General features: G+C 52.0%; 22 protein-coding genes. 11 read left to right on the top strand and 11 right to left on the bottom strand.

Annotated elements, in window-relative coordinates:
* The first annotated feature begins 106 nt into the window (after nucleotides 1–106).
* On the top strand, nucleotides 107–673 hold the full coding sequence (locus U868_RS0108885; RefSeq protein WP_162817221.1) for a hypothetical protein: 567 nt from the start codon (nucleotides 107–109) through the stop codon (nucleotides 671–673).
* 32 nt (nucleotides 674–705) lie between these two features.
* Here the strand turns inward: U868_RS0108885 and rnt are convergent, their stop codons facing one another.
* The gene (gene rnt, locus U868_RS0108880; protein WP_025152983.1) at nucleotides 706–1,353 is read right to left on the bottom strand and encodes a ribonuclease T; all 648 of its coding nucleotides are present in this window, start codon (nucleotides 1,351–1,353) and stop codon (nucleotides 706–708) included.
* Between the two features lie 119 nt (nucleotides 1,354–1,472).
* The gene (gene gloA / locus U868_RS0108875; protein WP_004235481.1) at nucleotides 1,473–1,880 is read right to left on the bottom strand and encodes a lactoylglutathione lyase; all 408 of its coding nucleotides are present in this window, start codon (nucleotides 1,878–1,880) and stop codon (nucleotides 1,473–1,475) included.
* 152 nt (nucleotides 1,881–2,032) lie between these two features.
* Between gloA and U868_RS0108870 the strand changes: the two genes are divergently transcribed.
* Both U868_RS0108870 and slyA read left to right on the top strand, forming a co-directional pair.
* Nucleotides 2,033–2,269: a DUF1289 domain-containing protein gene (locus tag U868_RS0108870; protein ID WP_025152982.1), complete on the top strand. Its 237-nt coding sequence runs from the start codon at nucleotides 2,033–2,035 to the stop codon at nucleotides 2,267–2,269.
* Nucleotides 2,270–2,789: 520 nt separating this feature from the next.
* Nucleotides 2,790–3,224: a transcriptional regulator SlyA gene (gene slyA / locus U868_RS0108865; RefSeq protein ID WP_025152981.1), complete on the top strand. Its 435-nt coding sequence runs from the start codon at nucleotides 2,790–2,792 to the stop codon at nucleotides 3,222–3,224.
* Nucleotides 3,225–3,283: 59 nt separating this feature from the next.
* Here slyA and U868_RS0108860 read toward each other — a convergent pair whose 3' ends face one another.
* Nucleotides 3,284–3,751 carry a glycine zipper 2TM domain-containing protein gene (locus tag U868_RS0108860; RefSeq protein WP_025152980.1) on the bottom strand — a complete coding sequence of 156 codons (468 nt, stop codon included), beginning with the start codon at nucleotides 3,749–3,751 and terminating at the stop codon, nucleotides 3,284–3,286.
* 319 nt (nucleotides 3,752–4,070) lie between these two features.
* On the opposite strand from U868_RS0108860, the gene anmK reads away from it, so the two are divergent.
* The 4 genes from anmK to pdxY all read left to right on the top strand — a co-directional run bounded on the left by anmK (nucleotide 4,071) and on the right by pdxY (nucleotide 8,280).
* Nucleotides 4,071–5,189 carry an anhydro-N-acetylmuramic acid kinase gene (anmK, locus tag U868_RS0108855; protein ID WP_025152979.1) on the top strand — a complete coding sequence of 373 codons (1,119 nt, stop codon included), beginning with the start codon at nucleotides 4,071–4,073 and terminating at the stop codon, nucleotides 5,187–5,189.
* Between the two features lie 49 nt (nucleotides 5,190–5,238).
* Nucleotides 5,239–5,889 (top strand): pyridoxamine 5'-phosphate oxidase, encoded by a 651-nt coding sequence (gene pdxH / locus U868_RS0108850; RefSeq protein WP_025152978.1) that lies wholly within the window; start codon nucleotides 5,239–5,241, stop codon nucleotides 5,887–5,889.
* Nucleotides 5,890–6,024: 135 nt separating this feature from the next.
* On the top strand, nucleotides 6,025–7,299 hold the full coding sequence (gene tyrS, locus U868_RS0108845) for a tyrosine--tRNA ligase (protein ID WP_004235488.1): 1,275 nt from the start codon (nucleotides 6,025–6,027) through the stop codon (nucleotides 7,297–7,299).
* A 114-nt stretch (nucleotides 7,300–7,413) separates the two neighbouring features.
* A complete protein-coding gene (pdxY, locus tag U868_RS0108840; RefSeq protein WP_025152977.1) occupies nucleotides 7,414–8,280 on the top strand; it encodes a pyridoxal kinase PdxY in 867 nt (288 codons plus the stop codon).
* 76 nt (nucleotides 8,281–8,356) lie between these two features.
* Here pdxY and gstA read toward each other — a convergent pair whose 3' ends face one another.
* Nucleotides 8,357–8,962: a glutathione transferase GstA gene (gene gstA, locus U868_RS0108835; RefSeq protein ID WP_024473226.1), complete on the bottom strand. Its 606-nt coding sequence runs from the start codon at nucleotides 8,960–8,962 to the stop codon at nucleotides 8,357–8,359.
* Nucleotides 8,963–9,158: 196 nt separating this feature from the next.
* Between gstA and U868_RS0108830 the strand changes: the two genes are divergently transcribed.
* A complete protein-coding gene (locus U868_RS0108830; RefSeq protein WP_025152976.1) occupies nucleotides 9,159–10,085 on the top strand; it encodes a Gfo/Idh/MocA family protein in 927 nt (308 codons plus the stop codon).
* A 195-nt stretch (nucleotides 10,086–10,280) separates the two neighbouring features.
* On the opposite strand, the gene fabI is transcribed toward U868_RS0108830, so the two are convergent.
* The 7 genes from fabI to pspF form a co-directional block, all read right to left on the bottom strand.
* Nucleotides 10,281–11,069, bottom strand: a complete 789-nt coding sequence (fabI, locus tag U868_RS0108825) for an enoyl-ACP reductase FabI (RefSeq protein ID WP_025152975.1) — start codon at nucleotides 11,067–11,069, stop codon at nucleotides 10,281–10,283.
* A 136-nt stretch (nucleotides 11,070–11,205) separates the two neighbouring features.
* Nucleotides 11,206–12,015 (bottom strand): putrescine export ABC transporter ATP-binding protein SapF, encoded by an 810-nt coding sequence (gene sapF, locus U868_RS0108820; protein ID WP_025152974.1) that lies wholly within the window; start codon nucleotides 12,013–12,015, stop codon nucleotides 11,206–11,208.
* The gene (sapD, locus tag U868_RS0108815) at nucleotides 12,015–13,007 is read right to left on the bottom strand and encodes a putrescine export ABC transporter ATP-binding protein SapD (RefSeq protein WP_025152973.1); all 993 of its coding nucleotides are present in this window, start codon (nucleotides 13,005–13,007) and stop codon (nucleotides 12,015–12,017) included. Before sapD ends, sapF begins: the two co-directional genes overlap by 1 nt.
* Nucleotides 13,007–13,897, bottom strand: a complete 891-nt coding sequence (gene sapC, locus U868_RS0108810) for a putrescine export ABC transporter permease SapC (protein ID WP_025152972.1) — start codon at nucleotides 13,895–13,897, stop codon at nucleotides 13,007–13,009. The genes sapD and sapC overlap by 1 nt, the downstream gene beginning before the upstream one ends.
* A complete protein-coding gene (sapB, locus tag U868_RS0108805; protein WP_025152971.1) occupies nucleotides 13,884–14,849 on the bottom strand; it encodes a putrescine export ABC transporter permease SapB in 966 nt (321 codons plus the stop codon). The genes sapC and sapB overlap by 14 nt, the downstream gene beginning before the upstream one ends.
* Nucleotides 14,846–16,534 (bottom strand): ABC transporter substrate-binding protein SapA, encoded by a 1,689-nt coding sequence (gene sapA, locus U868_RS0108800; protein WP_025152970.1) that lies wholly within the window; start codon nucleotides 16,532–16,534, stop codon nucleotides 14,846–14,848. Before sapA ends, sapB begins: the two co-directional genes overlap by 4 nt.
* Nucleotides 16,535–16,605: 71 nt before the next feature.
* Nucleotides 16,606–17,592, bottom strand: coding sequence for a phage shock protein operon transcriptional activator (gene pspF, locus U868_RS0108795; protein ID WP_025152969.1), 987 nt, complete (start codon nucleotides 17,590–17,592; stop codon nucleotides 16,606–16,608).
* 173 nt (nucleotides 17,593–17,765) lie between these two features.
* On the opposite strand from pspF, the gene pspA reads away from it, so the two are divergent.
* From pspA to pspC, 3 genes are read left to right on the top strand one after another with little or no spacing between them, the layout of a single operon-like run.
* Complete coding sequence (pspA, locus tag U868_RS0108790; RefSeq protein WP_004235502.1) at nucleotides 17,766–18,440, top strand: phage shock protein PspA; 675 nt, start codon at nucleotides 17,766–17,768, stop codon at nucleotides 18,438–18,440.
* Nucleotides 18,441–18,486: 46 nt separating this feature from the next.
* Nucleotides 18,487–18,708, top strand: coding sequence for an envelope stress response membrane protein PspB (gene pspB / locus U868_RS0108785; RefSeq protein WP_024473219.1), 222 nt, complete (start codon nucleotides 18,487–18,489; stop codon nucleotides 18,706–18,708).
* Complete coding sequence (gene pspC, locus U868_RS0108780; protein ID WP_025152968.1) at nucleotides 18,708–19,061, top strand: envelope stress response membrane protein PspC; 354 nt, start codon at nucleotides 18,708–18,710, stop codon at nucleotides 19,059–19,061. The genes pspB and pspC overlap by 1 nt, the downstream gene beginning before the upstream one ends.
* Nucleotides 19,062–19,075 lie beyond the last annotated feature (14 nt).

Here is a 19,075-nt window from a genome sequence, read left to right as displayed (position 1 = left end):
AAAAGAATCAGCATCTGTAAAACAATCGTGTTTATCGGAACGGTTCACTGAGATCCGTAACAGTGCAGCAGAGTTTTTCACAGCAGTGAAGGGGAAAATAAATAATGTGTTTGAACCATTAGGAAATTGGATAAATAAAATAGCAATCCGTGAGGAAAAAACGCAATCTGACGCTAATCAGAACGCACGGATGGTGCTGAAAATAGCGCAGGAAAACGTGCCGGGTTATTTAAATAAAGCCTGTGCATTTCTGGGTGAAAATAAATCCCCGGATGCCGCGTCACTGAAGATGTTCTCAAAAGATATACTGAGACCACTGGTCACATTTCTGAGTGGTGTGGATAAAATAAAAGGTGCGGATAAACCAGCAGAGAAATTCATGACCGAATTTACTCACAAAGTAAACAGTGAGTTATCCGCTGCTGCCGGCTGCGGCCCGAGGCCCTCTGAAAAAGTAAATCAGCTTGCGTCAATCTGTGATGATGATAAGGCCAAAGCGTATTTAGCCACAGAGAATTTTGAACAGGACTTTAAAGCAAGAATGATGACACTGATGACGGATATTGAAGGATCGATTCTGCCTGATTTGCTGTCCATTAAACCTGCTGAGGTAACCGCCCGGGATAGCCGGCAGAAACAGGAGGAAACCTGGCGCCGGTTACCTGATAACTGACAGAAAAACGCCACCCCTGAGGTGGCGTTTTCTTACTGATTACTGTCAGCCGCAGGCGGCCAGCCGCCCAGTTTTTTCCAGCGGTTGACGATGTCACAAAAGAGCAGGGAAGTGCGATCGGTATCATACGCCGCGCCGTGAGCCTGTTTACTGTCAAACGGGATACCGGCGGCGATACAGGCTTTTGCCAGAATCGTCTGTCCCAGTGACAATCCGCTTAATGCCGCCGTATCAAAGGTGGCAAACGGGTGAAATGGATTACGTTTCAGCCCGCAGCGCGCTGCGGCTGCCATTACAAAGCTGTGATCAAAATTCGCATTGTGCGCCACGATAATTGCCCGCTTGCAATCTGCATCTTTCATGCCTTTGCGCACCATTTTGAAAATGGCATGCAGAGCCTCATATTCTGTGACTGCATTACGCTCCGGGTCTGCCGGATTAATGCCGGTGAAGGCGAGGGCAGCGGGATCAAGGTTTGCACCCTCAAAAGGCTGCACATTAAATTCAAGCCGCTGATCCGGCATCAGCCAGCCGTTATGATCCATTTTGACGGTAATCGCGGCGATTTCCAGCATACCATCGGTTGCGGCATTAAAACCGCCGGTTTCAACATCAATAACGACAGGGTAATAGCCGCGGAAACGTGCGCTCAGAGCATTGTGATTTTGATTTTCAGACATGGGACTCTTAATTAAACAAACAAAACGCACTATTCTAGCGCGGCTTGCCGGAAGGAGAAAGGACTGTTCAGTGCTGCACCGGAAAAGAAGGATCGTTCTGATCCTTCTTGCCGGGATAATCAGTTACCGAGTGCAGCCCCGGCACTTTTATTTTCAATCAGTTCAATTTTATAACCATCGGGATCTTCCACAAAGGCGATAATGGTGGTGCCGCCTTTAACCGGACCGGCTTCCCGGGTCACATTGCCGCCTGCTTTGCGGATAGCGTCACAGGTCGCCGCGACATCATCCACACCGAGTGCGATATGGCCGAATGCGGTTCCCATCTCATAGGAATCCGTGCCCCAGTTATAGGTCAGTTCGATAACAGAGCCTTCACTTTCGTCACTGTAGCCCACGAATGCCAGTGAATATTTGTATTCCGGGTTTTCACTGGTGCGCAGTAAACGCATGCCGAGAACCTTGGTGTAAAAATCGACAGAACGTTGCATATCACCCACGCGGAGCATGGTATGGAGTACACGCATAAAGTAACCTCTCAGAGTGCTTTCAGTTATTTATCAGTAATGGCTCACACTATAACGTGATAATTGACTACAATTCAAATTATCAGGATGCTGATGGTTACAGGATAACCATGACCTGTCCGGCAGAACATCAGACAAAAGGACATCAGCCGATGGCAGAACAACTTTACTTTTTTGATATCCCTTCACCTTGTGTGGGGATATGTCAGCTGAATGAAAAAGGCTACTGCCGGGGATGCTACCGGAGCCGTGATGAGCGCTTTCAGTGGTTGTCACTGAGCAACGCTCAAAAAGAAAATGTAATTCGCTTGTGCCGCCAGCGCCGTTACAGGGCGATAAAGAGTGAAACACCACCGGAAACACCATCCGGACAGTTAGATCTGTTTTAAAGACATAGTTATAAGCCTATACATTAGGAGGATATTAATATATGGGTGTTATTTAGTGTTACTAATTTATATATAATATAAATGATATTTTTCATTGTATTTAAATTTATAATCAAGAATGAAATTATACAAATAAAATATAAAATCACTACATTGTTCGTGAATAACGTCACGTTTTCATAACTGCCTGTTTAATAAATTAAATTATTAAAATTCAATTATTTTTTGTTAAAAATAAAATGGTGGTTATGTAAAAAAATATAGATCACGACAGTGATGATCGCTATTCTTAATACGGAACAAGTTCACCCGCTTAATCAATTAAATTTGTATAAAAAGCTAATTATTTCATGAGTAATAATTCTGGTCATGAAATAAGCGGGAATTGTTTTTTTATTACGCAGCAATATTGCGTCCGCTGTCAATGAGCACAATAGTGCAGCGTTTCTTTTTATTGGGTGATTGAAAGACATGATGGCGTGCATATACGTCCGTACCGTATTCACATAAGGAGAAATTTGTGGAGTTAACATTGGGATCAGACTTAGCGAGGTTAGTACGGGTTTGGCGATCACTGATTGACCACCGGCTTAAACCACTGAAACTCACACAGACACACTGGATTACACTCTACAATATCAGCCTGCTGCCACCGGATCAGTCTCAGATCCAACTGGCAAAAGCGATTGGTATTGAACAGCCATCGCTGGTCCGCACACTGGATCAACTGGAAGAAAAAAAGTTAATCACGCGGCATGTCTGCAGTAATGACCGCAGAGCAAAACGAATAAAACTGACGGAAGACGCTGAACCCTTTATCCGTGAAGTGGATGCGGTGATTGAAAAAACACGGCGTGAAATTCTGGGCGGGATCACACAGGAAGAATTATACATGCTGGCGGAGATTATCAGGAAACTGGAAAATAATATTGTGCAGCTGCATAACTGTACTTAATGGCAGGTAATAAAAAAGGCGAAACGGATGTTTCGCCTTCTGCCGGTAAAGCGTAAAACTTAACGCGGAGATACGGTATAAGTTGAACCGGATTTCGCGATACGGACACGCTGACCGACGGAGAACGGTGTTTTACCTTGTTTTTGTACAACAACAATGATTTCGCCGTTATCCTGTTTCAGTTCCAGCTCAACACCGGACGTGTTGTTCATGGCCGCCTGAACGTTCTGACCTGCAACACCACCCGCGATAGCACCTGCTGCGGTTGCCAGGGTCTGACCGGTGCCGCCGCCGATAGTACTGCCTAAAATACCACCCAGAATCGCACCACCGGCCGCACCAAGGATATTTTCGTCACCGCCGCCCTGGATAGTCACCGGACGGGCGCTCATTACTGTACCATAGGTAACGGTCTGAACACGTTTCGCCTGGTCTGCACTATAAGTGTCACCACTCAGTGTGTCCATATTCACACAACCGGAAAGGGCCACGACGGCAAATACACCGACGAGAAAACGCTTATACATACTTGACTCCTGATTATTGTATTCACAGATTCAGATGTGTTCATTATCTGTAGTGTAATATCTTATCTATTATCGCAGAATAATTTAGCATTAAAAACGTTTTATTTTCATCTTCATTAGGAACAGCTTAAAGCGAACCATGATGGCCGCCAAGGTAAATCCTCTTATTTCACAAATGTGAAGTGTGCATCAGATTGAGGATTAAGTGAGGTCACGGTGCGAAAAGGGGTGAATCTGCGGAGCGCCCTGATTATAGTAGTCACACGGAATATGAATACTATATTTTTATCAGATGGTTATTGATTAAAAGGAATCGGTTATGCGTTCAGGACGTTATATCGGCGTGATGTCAGGAACCAGCCTTGACGGGGTGGATGTTGTTCTGGCTGCGATTAATGATTCAGTGGTGGCGCAGCAGGCGGCGTACTCGCATCCGTTTCCGCACGCGCTGAAAAAGCGCATACTGGCCGTATGCCAGGGGCAGCAGACGACGCTGTCGGAAATCGGCCGTCTGGACTATGAGCTGGGTACACTGTTTGCTGACGCTATCGGCGGGCTGCTGGCACAAACCCGGCTGAATCCGCAGGATATTGCCGGTATCGGCTGTCACGGACAGACCGTCTGGCATGAGCCGGACAGCGAAACACCTTTTACTATGCAGCTCGGGGATAATAACCGGGTTGCCGCGCTGACCAATATCATGACAGTCGGGGATTTCCGCCGCCGTGATATGGCTTACGGCGGGCAGGGCGCGCCGCTGGTGCCTGCCTTTCATCAGGCGGTGCTCGGCGTGCCGGATGAGAAACGGATTATTCTGAATATCGGCGGGATCGCCAATATCACCACACTGATCCCGGGGGCGGAGGTCAGAGGGTATGATACCGGTCCGGGCAATATGCTGATGGACAGCTGGACATGGCGGCACCGCGCGGAGCCGTATGATAAAGACGGCGAATGGGCAAAGAGCGGGCACGTTAATCAGGATTTACTGGCTCAGATGCTGAGTGATCCCTATTTTCGCCGTCCGGCACCGAAAAGTACCGGGCGCGAATATTTCAATATGCAGTGGCTGACCACGCAGCTGGACAATTTCCCCGGCCTGAAACCGGAGGACGTGCAGGCGACCCTGCTGGCGCTGACCACGGTCAGTATCAGTGAGCAGGTTACGCTGTGCGGCGGTTGTGAGCGCCTGCTGGTATGCGGCGGCGGCGCACGCAATCCGCAGATTATGGCACAGTTGTCCGCACAGTTGCCGGGCACCGAAGTCAGCCCGACGGATAAATACGGTCTGAGCGGTGATGATATGGAAGCGCTGGCATTTGCCTGGCTGGCGGCGCGGACACTGGCCGGTGAGCCCGGTAATCTGCCGTCTGTCACGGGTGCAGACCGGGAAACCGTACTGGGCGCGGTATATCCCGTTATCCGTGAGCGGCCGTAATAAAAGACAACACAGTTTCAGTGATTAAAAAGATAAGAGGATAAAAGGCATGTCAGACGAGTTTACTGACGTTGCGGATCTGCGACGTGAATACACAAAGGGAGGGTTACGCCGCCGTGATCTCAGCGACGACCCGCTGGAAATGTTCGAACGCTGGCTTAAACAGGCGTGTGAGGCAAAACTGACCGACCCGACCGCCATGTGTGTGGCGACCGTGGATGAAACCGGTCAGCCGTATCAGCGTATTGTGCTGCTCAAGCACTTTGATAAGGACGGGTTGATTTTCTATACCAATATGGGCAGCCGCAAGGCGCAGCATCTGGCAAAAAATCCGAAAATCAGCGTACATTTTCCGTGGTACAGCCTGGACAGACAAGTCTGCTTCCTCGGTGAGGTGGAGCGTTTATCCACACTGGAGGTGGTGAAATATTTCCACAGCCGTCCGAAAGACAGCCAGATTGCCGCATGGGCGTCTCAGCAATCCTCCCGGATTTCCGCGCGCGGTATTCTGGAAGGCAAATTTCTCGAACTGAAACAGAAATTTAAGCAGGGCGATGTTCCGCTGCCAAGTTTCTGGGGCGGTTTCCGGATTAAATTCAATTCTGTTGAGTTCTGGCAGGGTGGCGAGCATCGTCTGCATGACCGTTTTCTGTACACCCGTACCGCCGACGGCTGGGATATTGACCGCCTCGCGCCGTAACCGGCTGTTGTCAGAATTTCTTCAGTAAAATCATTTTAATTGCTGGCACTTCACGGAGTGCCGCTTTATGCTATAGCCTTCATATTTCCAATCCACTATTTTTGCATAGACAAAACAGAACTGACGGAGTCATTGATGTCTGGTACGAACCTGATAAAACAACTGCAAGAGCGGGGCCTCATTGCCCAGGTTACGGATGAAAAAGCGTTAGCAGAGAGACTGGCGCAGGGCCCGATCTCCCTCTATTGCGGTTTCGATCCGACCGCTGACAGCTTGCATTTGGGCCACCTGGTTCCGTTGCTGTGCTTAAAGCGTTTCCAGTTAGCCGGGCACCGTCCGGTAGCACTGGTCGGTGGGGCCACGGGGCTGATTGGCGACCCGAGCTTCAAAGCAACGGAGCGCAAACTGAATACACAGGATACGGTTCACGGCTGGGTGGATAAAATCCGTCAGCAGGTTTCCCCGTTCCTCGATTTTGACTGCGGTGCCAACAGCGCCATCGCGGCAAACAACTATGACTGGTTCGGCTCTATGGATGTGCTGACCTTCCTGCGTGATATCGGTAAACACTTCTCTGTGAACCAGATGATCAACAAGGAAGCGGTTAAGCAACGCCTGAACCGTGATGATGTCGGTATTTCGTTCACCGAATTCTCCTATAACCTGTTACAGGGTTATGACTTCGCCCGTCTGAATAAAGATCATGGTGTTGAGCTGCAAATCGGCGGTTCTGACCAGTGGGGGAACATCACCTCCGGTATTGATTTAACCCGCCGTCTGAACCAGCAGCAGGCCTGGGGTCTGACCGTTCCGCTGATCACCAAATCTGACGGCACCAAATTCGGTAAAACCGAAGGCGGCGCGGTATGGCTGGATCCGAAGAAAACCAGCCCGTACAAATTCTATCAGTTCTGGATCAATACGGCGGATGCGGACGTCTATCGTTTCCTTAAGTTCTTCACCTTTATGAGCCTCGAAGACATCGATGCACTGGAAGCGGAAGACAAAGCCAGCGGCAAAGCACCGCGTGCCCAGTACGTTCTGGCAGAGCAGGTGACAAAACTGGTTCACGGCGAAGCGGGGCTGACGGCTGCCCGTCGTATCACTGACAGCCTGTTCAACGGCGATGTATCAAGCCTGACTGAAGATGACTTCGCACAGCTGGCGCAGGACGGTATGCCGCATATCGAACTGGACAGCGATGCGGATTTGCAGCAGGCGCTGGTGGTTGCGGAACTGGTTCCGTCACGCGGGCAGGCCCGTACCATGATCGGCTCCAACGCGGTATCACTCAACGGTGAGAAACAGTCTGACGCTGAATACCGCTTCACAGACAGCGATAAGCTGTTCGGGCGTTATACATTACTGCGCCGGGGCAAAAAACATTACTGTCTGATCTGCTGGAAATAATAGTTTACGGTAATCAAGGGCAACGAAAGTTGCCCTTTTTGATCTGTCAGCAGGATCTTTTCTGTTTCACAGAATATGATATGCACAGTAATAATAAAAAATCAGGTTGTATCAATGAAAAATATTCTCTCTATTCAGTCTCATGTTGTGTATGGTCATGCCGGTAACAGTGCGGCTGAATTCCCGATGCGCCGCATGGGCGTTAATGTCTGGCCGCTCAATACCGTCCAGTTTTCCAATCACACACAGTATGCACAAGGCTGGACCGGCTGCGTGATGAGCGCGGAGCACATCACGGAGATTGTGGACGGCATTGATAACATCGATCAGCTGACCCGCTGTGATGCGGTACTCAGCGGCTACCTCGGCTCTGCAGAGCAGGGCAAGCGTATCCTGGATGTGGTGAAAAAAGTCAAAACCCGCAATCCGCAGGCATGGTATTTCTGTGACCCGGTCATGGGGCATCCGGAAAAAGGCTGTATCGTGGCGCCGGGTGTGGCGGATTTCCTGTGTCAGGAAGCGCTGGCGGTCAGCGATATGATCGCGCCGAACCTGCTGGAGCTGGAAACCCTGAGCGGACAAACCATTCACAATGTGGGTGAAGCCGTTGCCGCTGCCCGTGAACTGTGCAAAAAAGGGCCGCGTCTGGTGCTGGTTAAACACCTGTCCCGTGCCGGTTACCGTGCTGACCGCTTTGAAATGATTCTGGTCACCGCCGATCACGCCTGGCATATCAGCCGTCCGCTGGTGGACTTCGGCGAGCGTCAGCCGGTGGGTGTGGGTGATTTAACCAGCGGTCTGATGCTGGTGAATCTGCTGAAAGGCGAAGAACTGCCGAAAGCGCTGGAACACGTGGCTGCCGCTGTCTATGAAGTGATGCTGAAAACCAAAACCATGAATGAGTACGAACTGCAACTGGTTGCGGCTCAGGATGAAATGGTGCTTCCGGCACACAAATTCTGCGCGGAACAGATCGACTGAACCGGTCTGAATACCGCATCAGCATAAAGAAAACGCCGGATTATCCGGCGTTTTTTGTATCTGTATATCAGAAAGATTAAATCAGACCTTCCGCTTCCATCGCATCCTGCACATGCGGGCGGTGCGCAATTTTCGCCAGGTAAGCCTGTAAATGCGGATACGGCTCCAGTGAAATCTTCAGATGCGGTGCCCAGCCGCAGACGGTAAACAGATAGGCATCCGCCACCGTAAAGCTGTTGCCGGTAATATACGGGCTTTTCGCCAGCACGCCGTCCACATAGGCAAACTTATTCATCAGATTGCGCAGCGCGATTGGCCGGTAATCTTCCGGGGTTTCCGGAGAGAACAGCGGGCCGTAGCTTTTATGCACTTCACTGGCAATATAGTTAAGCCATTCAATCTGATGATAACGCTCCATCGTTCCCGCCGGGGCAATAAGTTTGCGATCCGGTTTCTGATCAGCAAGATACTGCACAATCGCCACACCTTCGGTCAGCAGCTGACTGTCACTGATACTCAGTGCGGGGACTTGTCCTTTCGGATTGATTTTCAGGTAATCATCACCGTTTTCGGTTTTTTTTGCTTTCAGATCGACACGGACCAGGGAAAAATCCAGGCCGGTTTCACGCAAAATAATATGGGGTGACAGTGCACAACTTCCCGGGGTATAGAACAATTGCATGGTATGCTCCTCAGTTAAAACAAAAGAACGGACATGGCAGTAGTGATGAAGTATAGACCGGTATTCGCGGGCGGGATGTATTCAGAATGCGAATTATTTATCGGTTAGCGCTATCTTTCCATATAATCGCCACAGATTCAATTTGTGATAATACTTTGTAATTCATTGTTACAAAACAATAAAAGGTAAAGCACACATGAAAAAAATCCGTATCGGGATCGCCGGACTGGGCGGGATAGCACAAAAAGCGTATTTACCGGTTCTGACCAGAACGGATAACTGGGGGTTGTCCGGCGGGTTTTCACCGAATCAGGAAAAAGCCCGGCAGGTCTGTGATGCGTACCGCTTTCCTTTGTTTCCGACACTCCGTGCGCTGGCAGAACAGTGTGATGCCGTGTTTGTTCACAGCAGTACAGAGAGCCATTTTCAGGTTGTCAGTGAATTGCTGAATGCGGGGTGTCATGTGTATGTTGATAAACCGCTGGCAGCATCGTATGAACAATCAGAAGCCCTTGTCAGCCTGGCGGAGAAAAAACAGCGGGCGCTGATGGTCGGGTTCAACCGGCGTTTTTCACCGTTTTATCTGCAACTCAGAGAAAGCATTGCCGGAAAAGCGGCATCGATCCGTATGGATAAACACCGCAGCAACAGTATCGGCCCGCATGATGCGGCTTTTACAGTAACCGATGATTATCTGCATATCGCGGATACCCTGCTCTGGCTGGGACGGGATGGTAATGCGGCACTGAAAAGCGGTCATATGCAGGTGAATGATGAAAATCAGCTGCTGTATGCTGAGCACCATTTACAGACAGATAACGGCATCTGGCTGACAGCGTCTATGCACCGCTGTGCCGCGAGTCAGCGGGAGCAGGTCAGTGTGACCGGGCGTGACGGCTGTTATCAGGTAACGGATATGACTCACTGGCGCAGTGAAACCGCCGCCGGGATACAGGAACAGCACCCGAAAGCGTGGGATCCGCTGCTGGTTCAGCGCGGGTTTGACGGTGCGGTGCGGCATTTTATTGAATCTGTTGCCAATCAGACACAACCGCTGGTCAGCGGCGAAGAGGCACTTTATGCGCAGCGATTGACGGAGAAACTGTTAGCGGAAATGGTGTGATTTTAAAGATAAATAACATCAATATCGCATAACACCAGGGGATAACAGGCAAGGGAACGAAAAGCATGCGAGCCATGGATGGCGAGCCTGAGCGTACAGGAAGTGTGTTCACAGTGACTTTTCGTTTTGCCTGCTATCCGCTGTGACACCGGACATGCAGAAAACGCAGCCTCTGCGATGCAGAGGCCGGTTGCTTTACTTCAGTTCCAGCTCATTCATTGCCGCGATACTGAAACCGCCGTCAACGTGCAGGACTTCACCGGTAATACCTCCTGCCAGATCAGAGCAGAGGAACGCTGCCGCGTTACCCACATCTTCAGTGGTGACCGTGCGGCGCAGTGGCGTAACCGCCTCGCAGTGTGACAGCATTTTCCGGAAATCTTTAATGCCGGATGCCGCCAGTGTACGGATAGGCCCGGCAGAAACGGCATTAACACGGATGGTTTCTTTCCCCATCGCGTTCGCCATATAACGGACGTTCGCTTCCAGAGAGGCTTTTGCAAGACCCATGGTGTTGTAGTTCGGGATAGCGCGCTCCGCACCCAGGTATGAGAGAGTCAGCAGGGCGGAGTTCGGGTTCAGCATAGTGCGGCAGGCTTTTGCCATCGCCACAAAGCTGTAGGCGCTGATGTCATGAGCAATACGGAAGCCCTCACGGGTTACCGCATCCACATAGTCGCCGTCCAGCTGATCCGCCGGGGCAAAGCCGATGGAGTGAACAAAACCGTCGAATTTCGGCCAGACTTTGGCTAATTCTGTAAACAGGTTTTCAATACTTTCATCTTCCGCCACATCACAAGGCAGAACGATGGAGGAACCCAGAGACTGAGCGAACTCTTCAACACGGGGTTTCAGCTTGTCATTCTGGTAGGTGAATGCAAGTTCGGCACCCTGTTCACGCATTGCTTTGGCAATACCGTAAGCAATCGATAATTTGCTTGCAACCCCTGTGATCAGGATGCGTTTACCGGTCATAAAACCCATAGCAGTTTCCTTGTGTTTTCTCTGTCACCTTCTGCGCCGTAACCCGGCAGGTGACGCGGTTAGTAAAATCCGGCTGATATAAGCAGATTACCGGAAATTGAGAAGTCACCGGCCTGAGTGATCAGAATACCGGCAGTTAATCCACATCCTGGCGCCAGGCTTCGGCGGACAGTGCTTCACCAAAGTGGCTGGTGATAAGGCGGCGCGTGACATCGTGCAGCGGTGATGCCAGTACCTCGGCGGTATTACCGCGCTCGACAACTTCACCGTTGTGCATCACCAGTATCTGGTCGCTGACGTGTTTTGCCATACCCAGATGCTGTGTGACATAAATATAGGCAATTTTTTGCGTTTCCTGGAGTTCAAGGATCAGATTTATGATCTGTGAACGCAATGACATATCCAGAGAAGCGAGAGCTTCGTCCGCCACAATCACTTCCGGCTGCAGAATCAGGGCGCGGGCGAGGGCAACACGCTGTTTCTGTCCGGAGGCCAGCATGTGCGGATAATAATCCGCATGATCCGGCAGCAGACCCACCTGGCGCAGTGTCGCGTTAATGCGCAGACGGCGGCCGGCAGCATCCAGATCCGTGTTGAGCATCAGCGGCAGTTCGAGGATCTGTCCGGTACGCTGGCGCGGATTAAGCGAAGTGGCTGAATCCTGGAATATCATGCGGATGCGCTGGCTGCGGTAGCTGTAATCACCGAAGGTCAGCTTGTGCTTATCGATCAGGATTTCCCCGCCGCTCGGCTCGATCATCCCCGATAACATCCGCGCGAGGGTGGATTTCCCGGAGCCGTTTGCCCCGGTAATGGCGAGTGTCTGGCCGGGTTGCAGTGTAAAACTGACCGGTTTGACCGCCTCAAGCTGGTGACGGCGGAAAAAACCATCCCGGTAACGGAAGGTTTTGCTCAGATTTTTGACTTCCAGCAACGGAACAGGCATCACACATCCTCCATATTCAGCGGGAAGTGGCAGGCAAAACTGCGGTTTTTGACTGTCCGCAGACGCGGCGCGTCAATACACACCTTCTGGGCATAGGGGCAGCGCGGCCCCAGACGGCAGCCGACCGGCAGATGCTCCAGTGACGGAATCGCACCCGGCAGGGTATTGAGACGGCATTTGTGCGCCAGCGGTTTTTCAAAGTCAGGGATAGCCCGCATCAGCGCCTGAGTATACGGATGATGCGGTTTGAGCAGCAGGTCATCCGGTTCGGCACTCTCCACGGTCTGGCCGCAGTAGAGTACATTAATGCGATCCACCAGCTGGCTCATTAATTGTAAGTCGTGGCTGATCAGCAGAATGGTCATATTGTTGTTCTGGTTCAGCCGGGTCAGCAGGCGGAAAATCTGTGCCTGAGTATCGGGTTCCATGGCGTTGGTCGGCTCATCGGCGATCAGCAGACGCGGCTGATTGGCCAGCGCAATGGCGATCATCACCTTCTGGCATTCCCCTTCGGTCAGCTCATAGGGGTAGCTGCTCATCACATCTTTGTGATCCTTAATCCCGACACGGTGCAGCAGTTCAATCGCCCGGCGTTTACGCCAGTTAAAACGCTGCCACCAGCGGCCTTTGTAAGTCCAGCCGGGGATAGTCTGAATCAGCTGTTTGCCGATATTTTCTGACGGATCCAGACAGGACTGCGGCTCCTGGAAAATCATCGACACATTGTGGCCGATCACCCGGCGGCGCTGACGGGGGGTGAGTTTCAGCAGATCGATATCATTAAAACGGAAACGGTCTGCCGTCACGCGCAGATTATCTTTGGTAATACCGGCAATCGCTTTGGCGATAAGACTTTTACCGGAACCGGATTCCCCGGCAAGGCCGCGGAATTCTCCTTCGGTCAGGGATAATGTTACGCGGTCAACGGCCTTGATTGGCCCTGCGGCGGTCATAAATTCAATGGTTAAATTGCGGATATCCAGTAACGGCATTATTCAACCCCCGCATTAATGGCGCGCTGTAACCCGGTACCGAGCAGATTCACCAGCAGAACACTGATAAGAATAGTGGTTCCCGGAAGAAGTACCGTCCAGGGGGCGACATAAATCAGTTCCAGAGAATCCCCGAGCATCGCTCCCCATTCCGGTGACGGCAGTTGTGCCCCCAGTTCAAGAAAACCAAGTGCGGCAATATCAAGGATAGCAATGGACAGGGCGCGGGTCAGTTCGGTGACGGTCACCGCACTGATATTCGGCAGCACCGTATGGATCAGTATATTGAGGTTGGATGCGCCGTCGAGCCGGGCCGCAATCACGTATTCCTTATCAAGCTCATCATGTACCGCGATATAAATCATCCGCACAATACGCGGCAGCAGTGCCAGTGCCACGGCAATCATGGCGTGGCTGAGACTGGCACCGAAAAAGGCCACCACAATAATTGCCAGCAGCAGAGAGGGCAGCGCCAGCAGGGTATCAAACATATGGTTAAAGATGGCTGAGCGCAGGCCGGTGGTCATTCCTGCCAGACAGCCGATAATAATCCCGGCGACGGCGGCAATGATGGTCACCAGCAATGCGCCTCCGAAGGTGGATTGTGTACCGAGAATCAGACGGCTGAAAATATCACGGCCGAGATCGTCCGTACCGAGGAAGAAGGCGACATTCCCGTAATGGGACCAGGAGGGCGGCAGCAACTGGTGACCGGCAAATTGCTGGTCGAGCGCATAAGGCGCTATCCAGGTGCCGCCAATCGCCAGTGCAATCAGAAACAGCACGCCGTAAAAACCGATCATCGCCGGAATATCTGCGGTAAAATGCTGCCAGATAACCCGCCCCGGTGACGGCATCCGGTCTTCACGGTAAAAGTTATCTGAAGGCATACCATTCCTTATGTTTCAGCGGGCTGCTGACGGCACCCAGAATATCCGACAGCATATTGACAATCATCACCATGGTGCCGACCAGCATGACACCGGCGGAAATTGCGGCAAAGTCCTGCTGGCGGATAGCGGTGACCAGCCAGCGGCCGATACCCGGCCAGTTAAATACCACTTCCGTGACCATTGTCAGCGTCAGCATGGTGGAAAACTGTAACCCGAGTTTCGGGATCACCGGCGGCAGCGCATTGTGCAGCAAATGGCGGCGGATAATGGTCAGCCGGGATAAACCACGGATAGCGGCGGCTTTAATATAGTTCTGGCTGATAATTTCTTCGGTACTGGTGCGCATCAGGCGGATAACTTCCGTCATCGGTGCAATGGACAGGGTGATCACCGGCAGCACCATATGGGACAGCACATTGAGGATCATCGCCCGGCGGTACGGTGAATCCGACAGCCAGGCATCAATCACCGCGAACCCGGTGACCGGTGTTAAATCATACAGCAGGTCAATACGTCCGGAGACCGGCAGCCAGTCCAGCCGCAGCGAGAAGAACAGGGTAAGCAGCAGCGCCAGCCCGAACACGGGAACAGAAAACCCGACCAGCGCAAAGGTGCTGATGGTGATGTCCGCCATTTTATTGCGCCAGACTCCGGCAATAATCCCGGCAGGAATACCGATCACCAGTGCCAGCAGAAACGCCAGACCGCACAGTTCCAGGGTGGCGGGGAGCACTGCCCATAATTGCTGGCTGATTGGCTCACCGTTAATGACGGAACTGCCGAAATCCCATGAAAACAGACTTTTATAATAGAACAGCACGGCATCCGTCAGGGAAGCACCGCTCAGCGGCGCGTTCGCCGGGAAGTAACTCAGGCTGAAACTGAGTACCGACAGAAAACAGAGGGTAATCAGTACCAGCAGCAGACGGCGCAGAATAAAAATGATCATGGTTCAGCCTCCGGCTCCGGGTCATCCCCGGTATCGCGGTAAACGCCGGCAAAGGAGGTATTACCGAATGCGCTCAGCACCAGCCCCTTGATATCATAGCGGAATGCCTGCAACCGCAGCGAGTAGGCCAGCGGCAGTACCGGCAGATCCTGTGCCAGAATCTGCTGTGCTTTGTGATAATACTCAATCCGGCTGCTCAGTTGCTGCTCAAGCAGCGCCTGGTGGATCACATCATCAAATTCCGGGGAACACCAGTGGCTCAGGTTGGTTTGCGAACCGATAGCCGCACAGCTGAGCAGCGGACGGAAAAAGCTGTCCGGGTCATTACTGTCGGTTGACCAGCCCGCAAGGGTAATATCGTGGCTGCGATCCATCAGGCTGTTTTCCTGAAAACGCCCCTCAACCGGCCGGATATTCATTGTTATCCCGACACGTGCCAGATCGGCCTGAATCAGTTCTGCCATTTTCAGCGGACTGGGGTTGTAAGATTGTGAGGCAGTCGGTACCCAGAGATTCAGCGTCATGCCGCTGAGTCCCAGCTCATTGAGCATCGCTTTGGCTTTTTCGGGGTTATATTCCGTCACCCGGGCCTGGTTATCATACGCCCAGGAGACGCGCGGCAGAATAGATGCAGCGGTTTCCGCCGTGCCGTAATAGATGGATTTCATCAGGCGCTCATTATTAATCGCGAAAGCAATTGCACGGCGTGCCTGCGGATTATTAAACGGCGGTTTACTGGTATTAAACGCCAGATACGCGATATTCATCCCCGGGCGCAGCATCAGGCTCAGACGCGGGTCGTCGCGCAGCACCTGTAACTGGCTGGCGGCGGGATAGGCCAGTACATCACACTCGCCGGTGATCAGTTTTGACATTCGTCCGGTACCGCCCGCCCCCAGATCAACCACCACTTCCTGCATGCGGGGCTTGCCTTTGCGGTAATTATCATGGCGCTGCAGACGGACAAACTGGCCGCTCTGGTAATCATCCAGATAATACGGCCCGGTGCCGACCGGTTTCCAGTCAAGCTGTTCCTGACGGCGGGTTTTCAGCAGGCTATCGGCATACTCTTTGGACAGAACCGGCGCGTAATGGGTTGCCAGATGCCACAGGAAGGAGGCGTCCGGCGTATTCAGTTTAAATTCAACGGTATAATTATTGATTTTGCGGATGGATTTCACATTGGACGCGAACTGCAAACTGTCAAAGTAAGGATAACGGCCGCCGTTGATGTAGTGATACGGGTTCTGTTTATCCACCACGCGGGAAAAGCTGAACACCACATCATCCGCATTCATTTTGCGGGTCGGTTTGAACCAGTCTGTGGTCTGAAAATCGGTATCACGGCGCAGATAAAAACGGTAGGTCGCGCCGTTATCCAGCACTGTCCAGCGGGCGGCCAGTTCCGGGATCAGGCGGTAGGTGTACGGGTCGACATCCAGCAGGCGATCGTAAATCTGTGCCGCCAGCGGCTCGACAATCAGCCCGCTGCTGGCCAGCTGCGGGTTAAATGTACTGATGTTGCCGTTCACACAATAGACAAAACCGGTATCGCGGACCGGCGGCAGCGGAGCGGCCTGAGCCGTGACCGGTTTTACCGGCTGCTCTGTCTGCGGGGCGGGTGCGGCGGCAAAGCCTGAAACAGGCAGGAGAACCGCACAGGCCCGGATAATCCAATGGCGCATAAATCAGTTACCGTTAAAAATGAACAGGGCATTGTATCGCAATTTGTGCGACTAACCAAAAACGGAAGTATTTAATCCGGTTGCGGGTTAGCGGCATGTTTTTTCAGTAACCCGCGAAACTGATGATAGGTCAGATTCAGCAATTGTGCTGCTTCCCGCTGATTAAACTGCGCGTGCTGCAGTGCGGCATCCAGCGCGTCCTTCTCCTGTGTGTGCTGCCACTGCTTCAGGGAGAACGGCAGCGGCGGCAGTGCCTGTGCTGCCGTGTCCGCTGCCGGAACCGGCGCGGTGACAAACGGGTTGATCACCAGTTCTGCCAGCAGTTCGGTGGTATCCCCCTGACGGTACAGGGAGCGCTCAATCACATTTTTCAGCTCACGGATGTTGCCCGGCCAGTGATAACTCTGCATCTGCTGCAGGGCATGCGGGGAGAAACCGGCAAAAAACGGCGTGCCCATCTCCTGGCACATCTGCACGGCAAAATGACCGGCCAGTTCGGTCAGGTCGCGCGGACGATTGCGCAGCGGCGGGATATTGACGACATCAAAGGCCAGCCGGTCGAGTAAATCGGCGCGGAATTTTCCTTCTGCCGCCAGCGCCGGTAAATCCGCATTGGTGGCACAGACAATCCGTACATCCGCTTTCAGGGTCTGCTGCCCGCCGACACGCTCAAATTCCCCGTATTCAATCACCCGAAGCAGCTTTTCCTGTACGGTCAGCGGCGCGGTACCGAGTTCATCAAGAAACAGGGTACCGCCGTCCGCCCGCTCAAAACGCCCCTGATGGCGGCGCTGAGCGCCTGTAAAAGCCCCGGATTCATGTCCGAACAGTTCGGAATCGAGCAAATTATCGTTAAGTGCCGCACAATTCAGTGCAATAAAGGGTTCATCCCAGCGGGGAGAGAGATAATGAAGGCGGTGAGCAAATAATTCTTTACCGGTGCCCCGTTCGCCGCAAATCAGTACCGGACGGGCAATTTTTGCCAGCCGCGACACTTTTTCCAGCGCATCAAGAAAGGTATTATCGATACCAATCAGGGTTTCAGTGTTATCTTTCATGAGTAATTTGACCATTAAATGGTGAATATCACCACTTTACAAAAAGTCATGACAAAAGGGAAATAAATAAACCTGAGAAAAAACAATCAGGTAAAAAAAATCACGGTGTTGGCACGTATCTTGTAATAGTCAACGTGTCATAAGACATAATTGCTGATAAAAGGACATCAATCATGGGAATTTTTTCACGTTTTGCCGATATCATTAACGCCAACGTTGCATCACTGCTGGATAAAGCGGAAGATCCGCAGAAAATGATCCGCCTGATGATTCAGGAAATGGAAGATATGCTGGTGGAAATCCGTTCCACTTCTGCCCGCACCCTGGCGGAACGCAAAAATCTGTCACGTCAGATTGAAAGCGGTGAGCGTCAGGTGAGTGACTGGCAGGAAAAAGCGGAACTGGCGATTGTCAAAGGAAAAGAAGATCTGGCCCGTGCCGCACTGCTGGAAAAACAGCGCGTGGAAGGTCATGTCGATACACTGCGTCATGAGCTGATTATTCTGGACGAAACTATCGCCCGGCTGAAAAATGAAATTAACGAACTGGAACAGAAACTGACCGAAACCCGTGCCCGCCAGCAATCGATGGTAGTGCGACACGAAGCGGCAAAATCATCCCGTGCGGTGCGCCGTCAGCTCGACAGTGGCCGGATGGATGAGGCAATGGCCCGTTTCGAGCAGTTTGAGGCGCGGATTGACCATATGGAAGGTGAAGCCGCAAGCTATGGTCTGGGGAAAGAAAAATCACTGGAACAGCAGTTTGCCGAGCTGAAAGCGGAAGATGAGATCAGCGCGCAAATCGCGGCCATCAAAGCACGTCTTGAAAAAGAAGAAAAGGGCGAATAAGGTCGGTAACAGGCTTTCCTGAATTAATACCATTAAGGACAAAAATATGGCATTTGTATTTTTAGGTATACCACTGACAATTTTCGTGTTGTTCGTGCTGCCGATCTGGTTATGGCTGCACTATAACAGTCAGCGGGGAAGCCGGGCCGGTGAATTTGAAACCCGGCGCCTTGCGGCGCTGGCGGAAAATGCTCAGCAGATGGAAGCGCGGATCAAAACCCTGGAAGCGATTCTGGATGCGGAAAATCCGGGCTGGAGGCAATCATAATGGAATTTCAGTCACGTAAACTGTACCGCTATCCGGATGAAGGTATGTTCCGGGGCGTATGTGCCGGTATTGCCAACTATTTTAATGTACCGGCCTGGATGATCCGCGTGATGGCGGTGGTGGCAACCTTTACCGGCTTTTTCTGGCTGACCATCACGCTCTATATCCTGATGGGAATGATTCTGCCGGTGGTGCCGCGTGATTATCCCGGCCGCGACGGCGGAGTGAATGCCGCCATGCTGCTGGAGCAGACAGAACGCAGCCAGGCGCGCACCGAAAAACGGATCCGCGACATTGAGCGCTATGTAACATCGGAACAGTATGCGCTCAACCGCCGCTTCCGTGACCTGTAATCTGTCAGACGGAG

Source organism: Morganella morganii H1r (assembly GCF_000633515.1).
Classification (GTDB): domain Bacteria; phylum Pseudomonadota; class Gammaproteobacteria; order Enterobacterales; family Enterobacteriaceae; genus Morganella; species Morganella morganii_B.
This window is presented reverse-complemented; position numbering and strand designations above follow the sequence as displayed.

Coding starts and splice junctions, on each gene's coding strand:
- rnt (WP_025152983.1), bottom strand. CDS start 1,353: ATGTCTGAAAATCAAAATCACAATGCTCTGAGCGCACGTTTCCGCGGC.
- gloA (WP_004235481.1), bottom strand. CDS start 1,880: ATGCGTGTACTCCATACCATGCTCCGCGTGGGTGATATGCAACGTTCT.
- U868_RS0108870 (WP_025152982.1), top strand. CDS start 2,033: ATGGCAGAACAACTTTACTTTTTTGATATCCCTTCACCTTGTGTGGGG.
- U868_RS0108860 (WP_025152980.1), bottom strand. CDS start 3,751: ATGTATAAGCGTTTTCTCGTCGGTGTATTTGCCGTCGTGGCCCTTTCC.
- anmK (WP_025152979.1), top strand. CDS start 4,071: ATGCGTTCAGGACGTTATATCGGCGTGATGTCAGGAACCAGCCTTGAC.
- pdxH (WP_025152978.1), top strand. CDS start 5,239: ATGTCAGACGAGTTTACTGACGTTGCGGATCTGCGACGTGAATACACA.
- tyrS (WP_004235488.1), top strand. CDS start 6,025: ATGTCTGGTACGAACCTGATAAAACAACTGCAAGAGCGGGGCCTCATT.
- pdxY (WP_025152977.1), top strand. CDS start 7,414: ATGAAAAATATTCTCTCTATTCAGTCTCATGTTGTGTATGGTCATGCC.
- gstA (WP_024473226.1), bottom strand. CDS start 8,962: ATGCAATTGTTCTATACCCCGGGAAGTTGTGCACTGTCACCCCATATT.
- U868_RS0108830 (WP_025152976.1), top strand. CDS start 9,159: ATGAAAAAAATCCGTATCGGGATCGCCGGACTGGGCGGGATAGCACAA.
- fabI (WP_025152975.1), bottom strand. CDS start 11,069: ATGGGTTTTATGACCGGTAAACGCATCCTGATCACAGGGGTTGCAAGC.
- sapF (WP_025152974.1), bottom strand. CDS start 12,015: ATGCCTGTTCCGTTGCTGGAAGTCAAAAATCTGAGCAAAACCTTCCGT.
- sapD (WP_025152973.1), bottom strand. CDS start 13,007: ATGCCGTTACTGGATATCCGCAATTTAACCATTGAATTTATGACCGCC.
- sapC (WP_025152972.1), bottom strand. CDS start 13,897: ATGCCTTCAGATAACTTTTACCGTGAAGACCGGATGCCGTCACCGGGG.
- sapB (WP_025152971.1), bottom strand. CDS start 14,849: ATGATCATTTTTATTCTGCGCCGTCTGCTGCTGGTACTGATTACCCTC.
- sapA (WP_025152970.1), bottom strand. CDS start 16,534: ATGCGCCATTGGATTATCCGGGCCTGTGCGGTTCTCCTGCCTGTTTCA.
- pspF (WP_025152969.1), bottom strand. CDS start 17,592: ATGAAAGATAACACTGAAACCCTGATTGGTATCGATAATACCTTTCTT.
- pspA (WP_004235502.1), top strand. CDS start 17,766: ATGGGAATTTTTTCACGTTTTGCCGATATCATTAACGCCAACGTTGCA.
- pspB (WP_024473219.1), top strand. CDS start 18,487: ATGGCATTTGTATTTTTAGGTATACCACTGACAATTTTCGTGTTGTTC.
- pspC (WP_025152968.1), top strand. CDS start 18,708: ATGGAATTTCAGTCACGTAAACTGTACCGCTATCCGGATGAAGGTATG.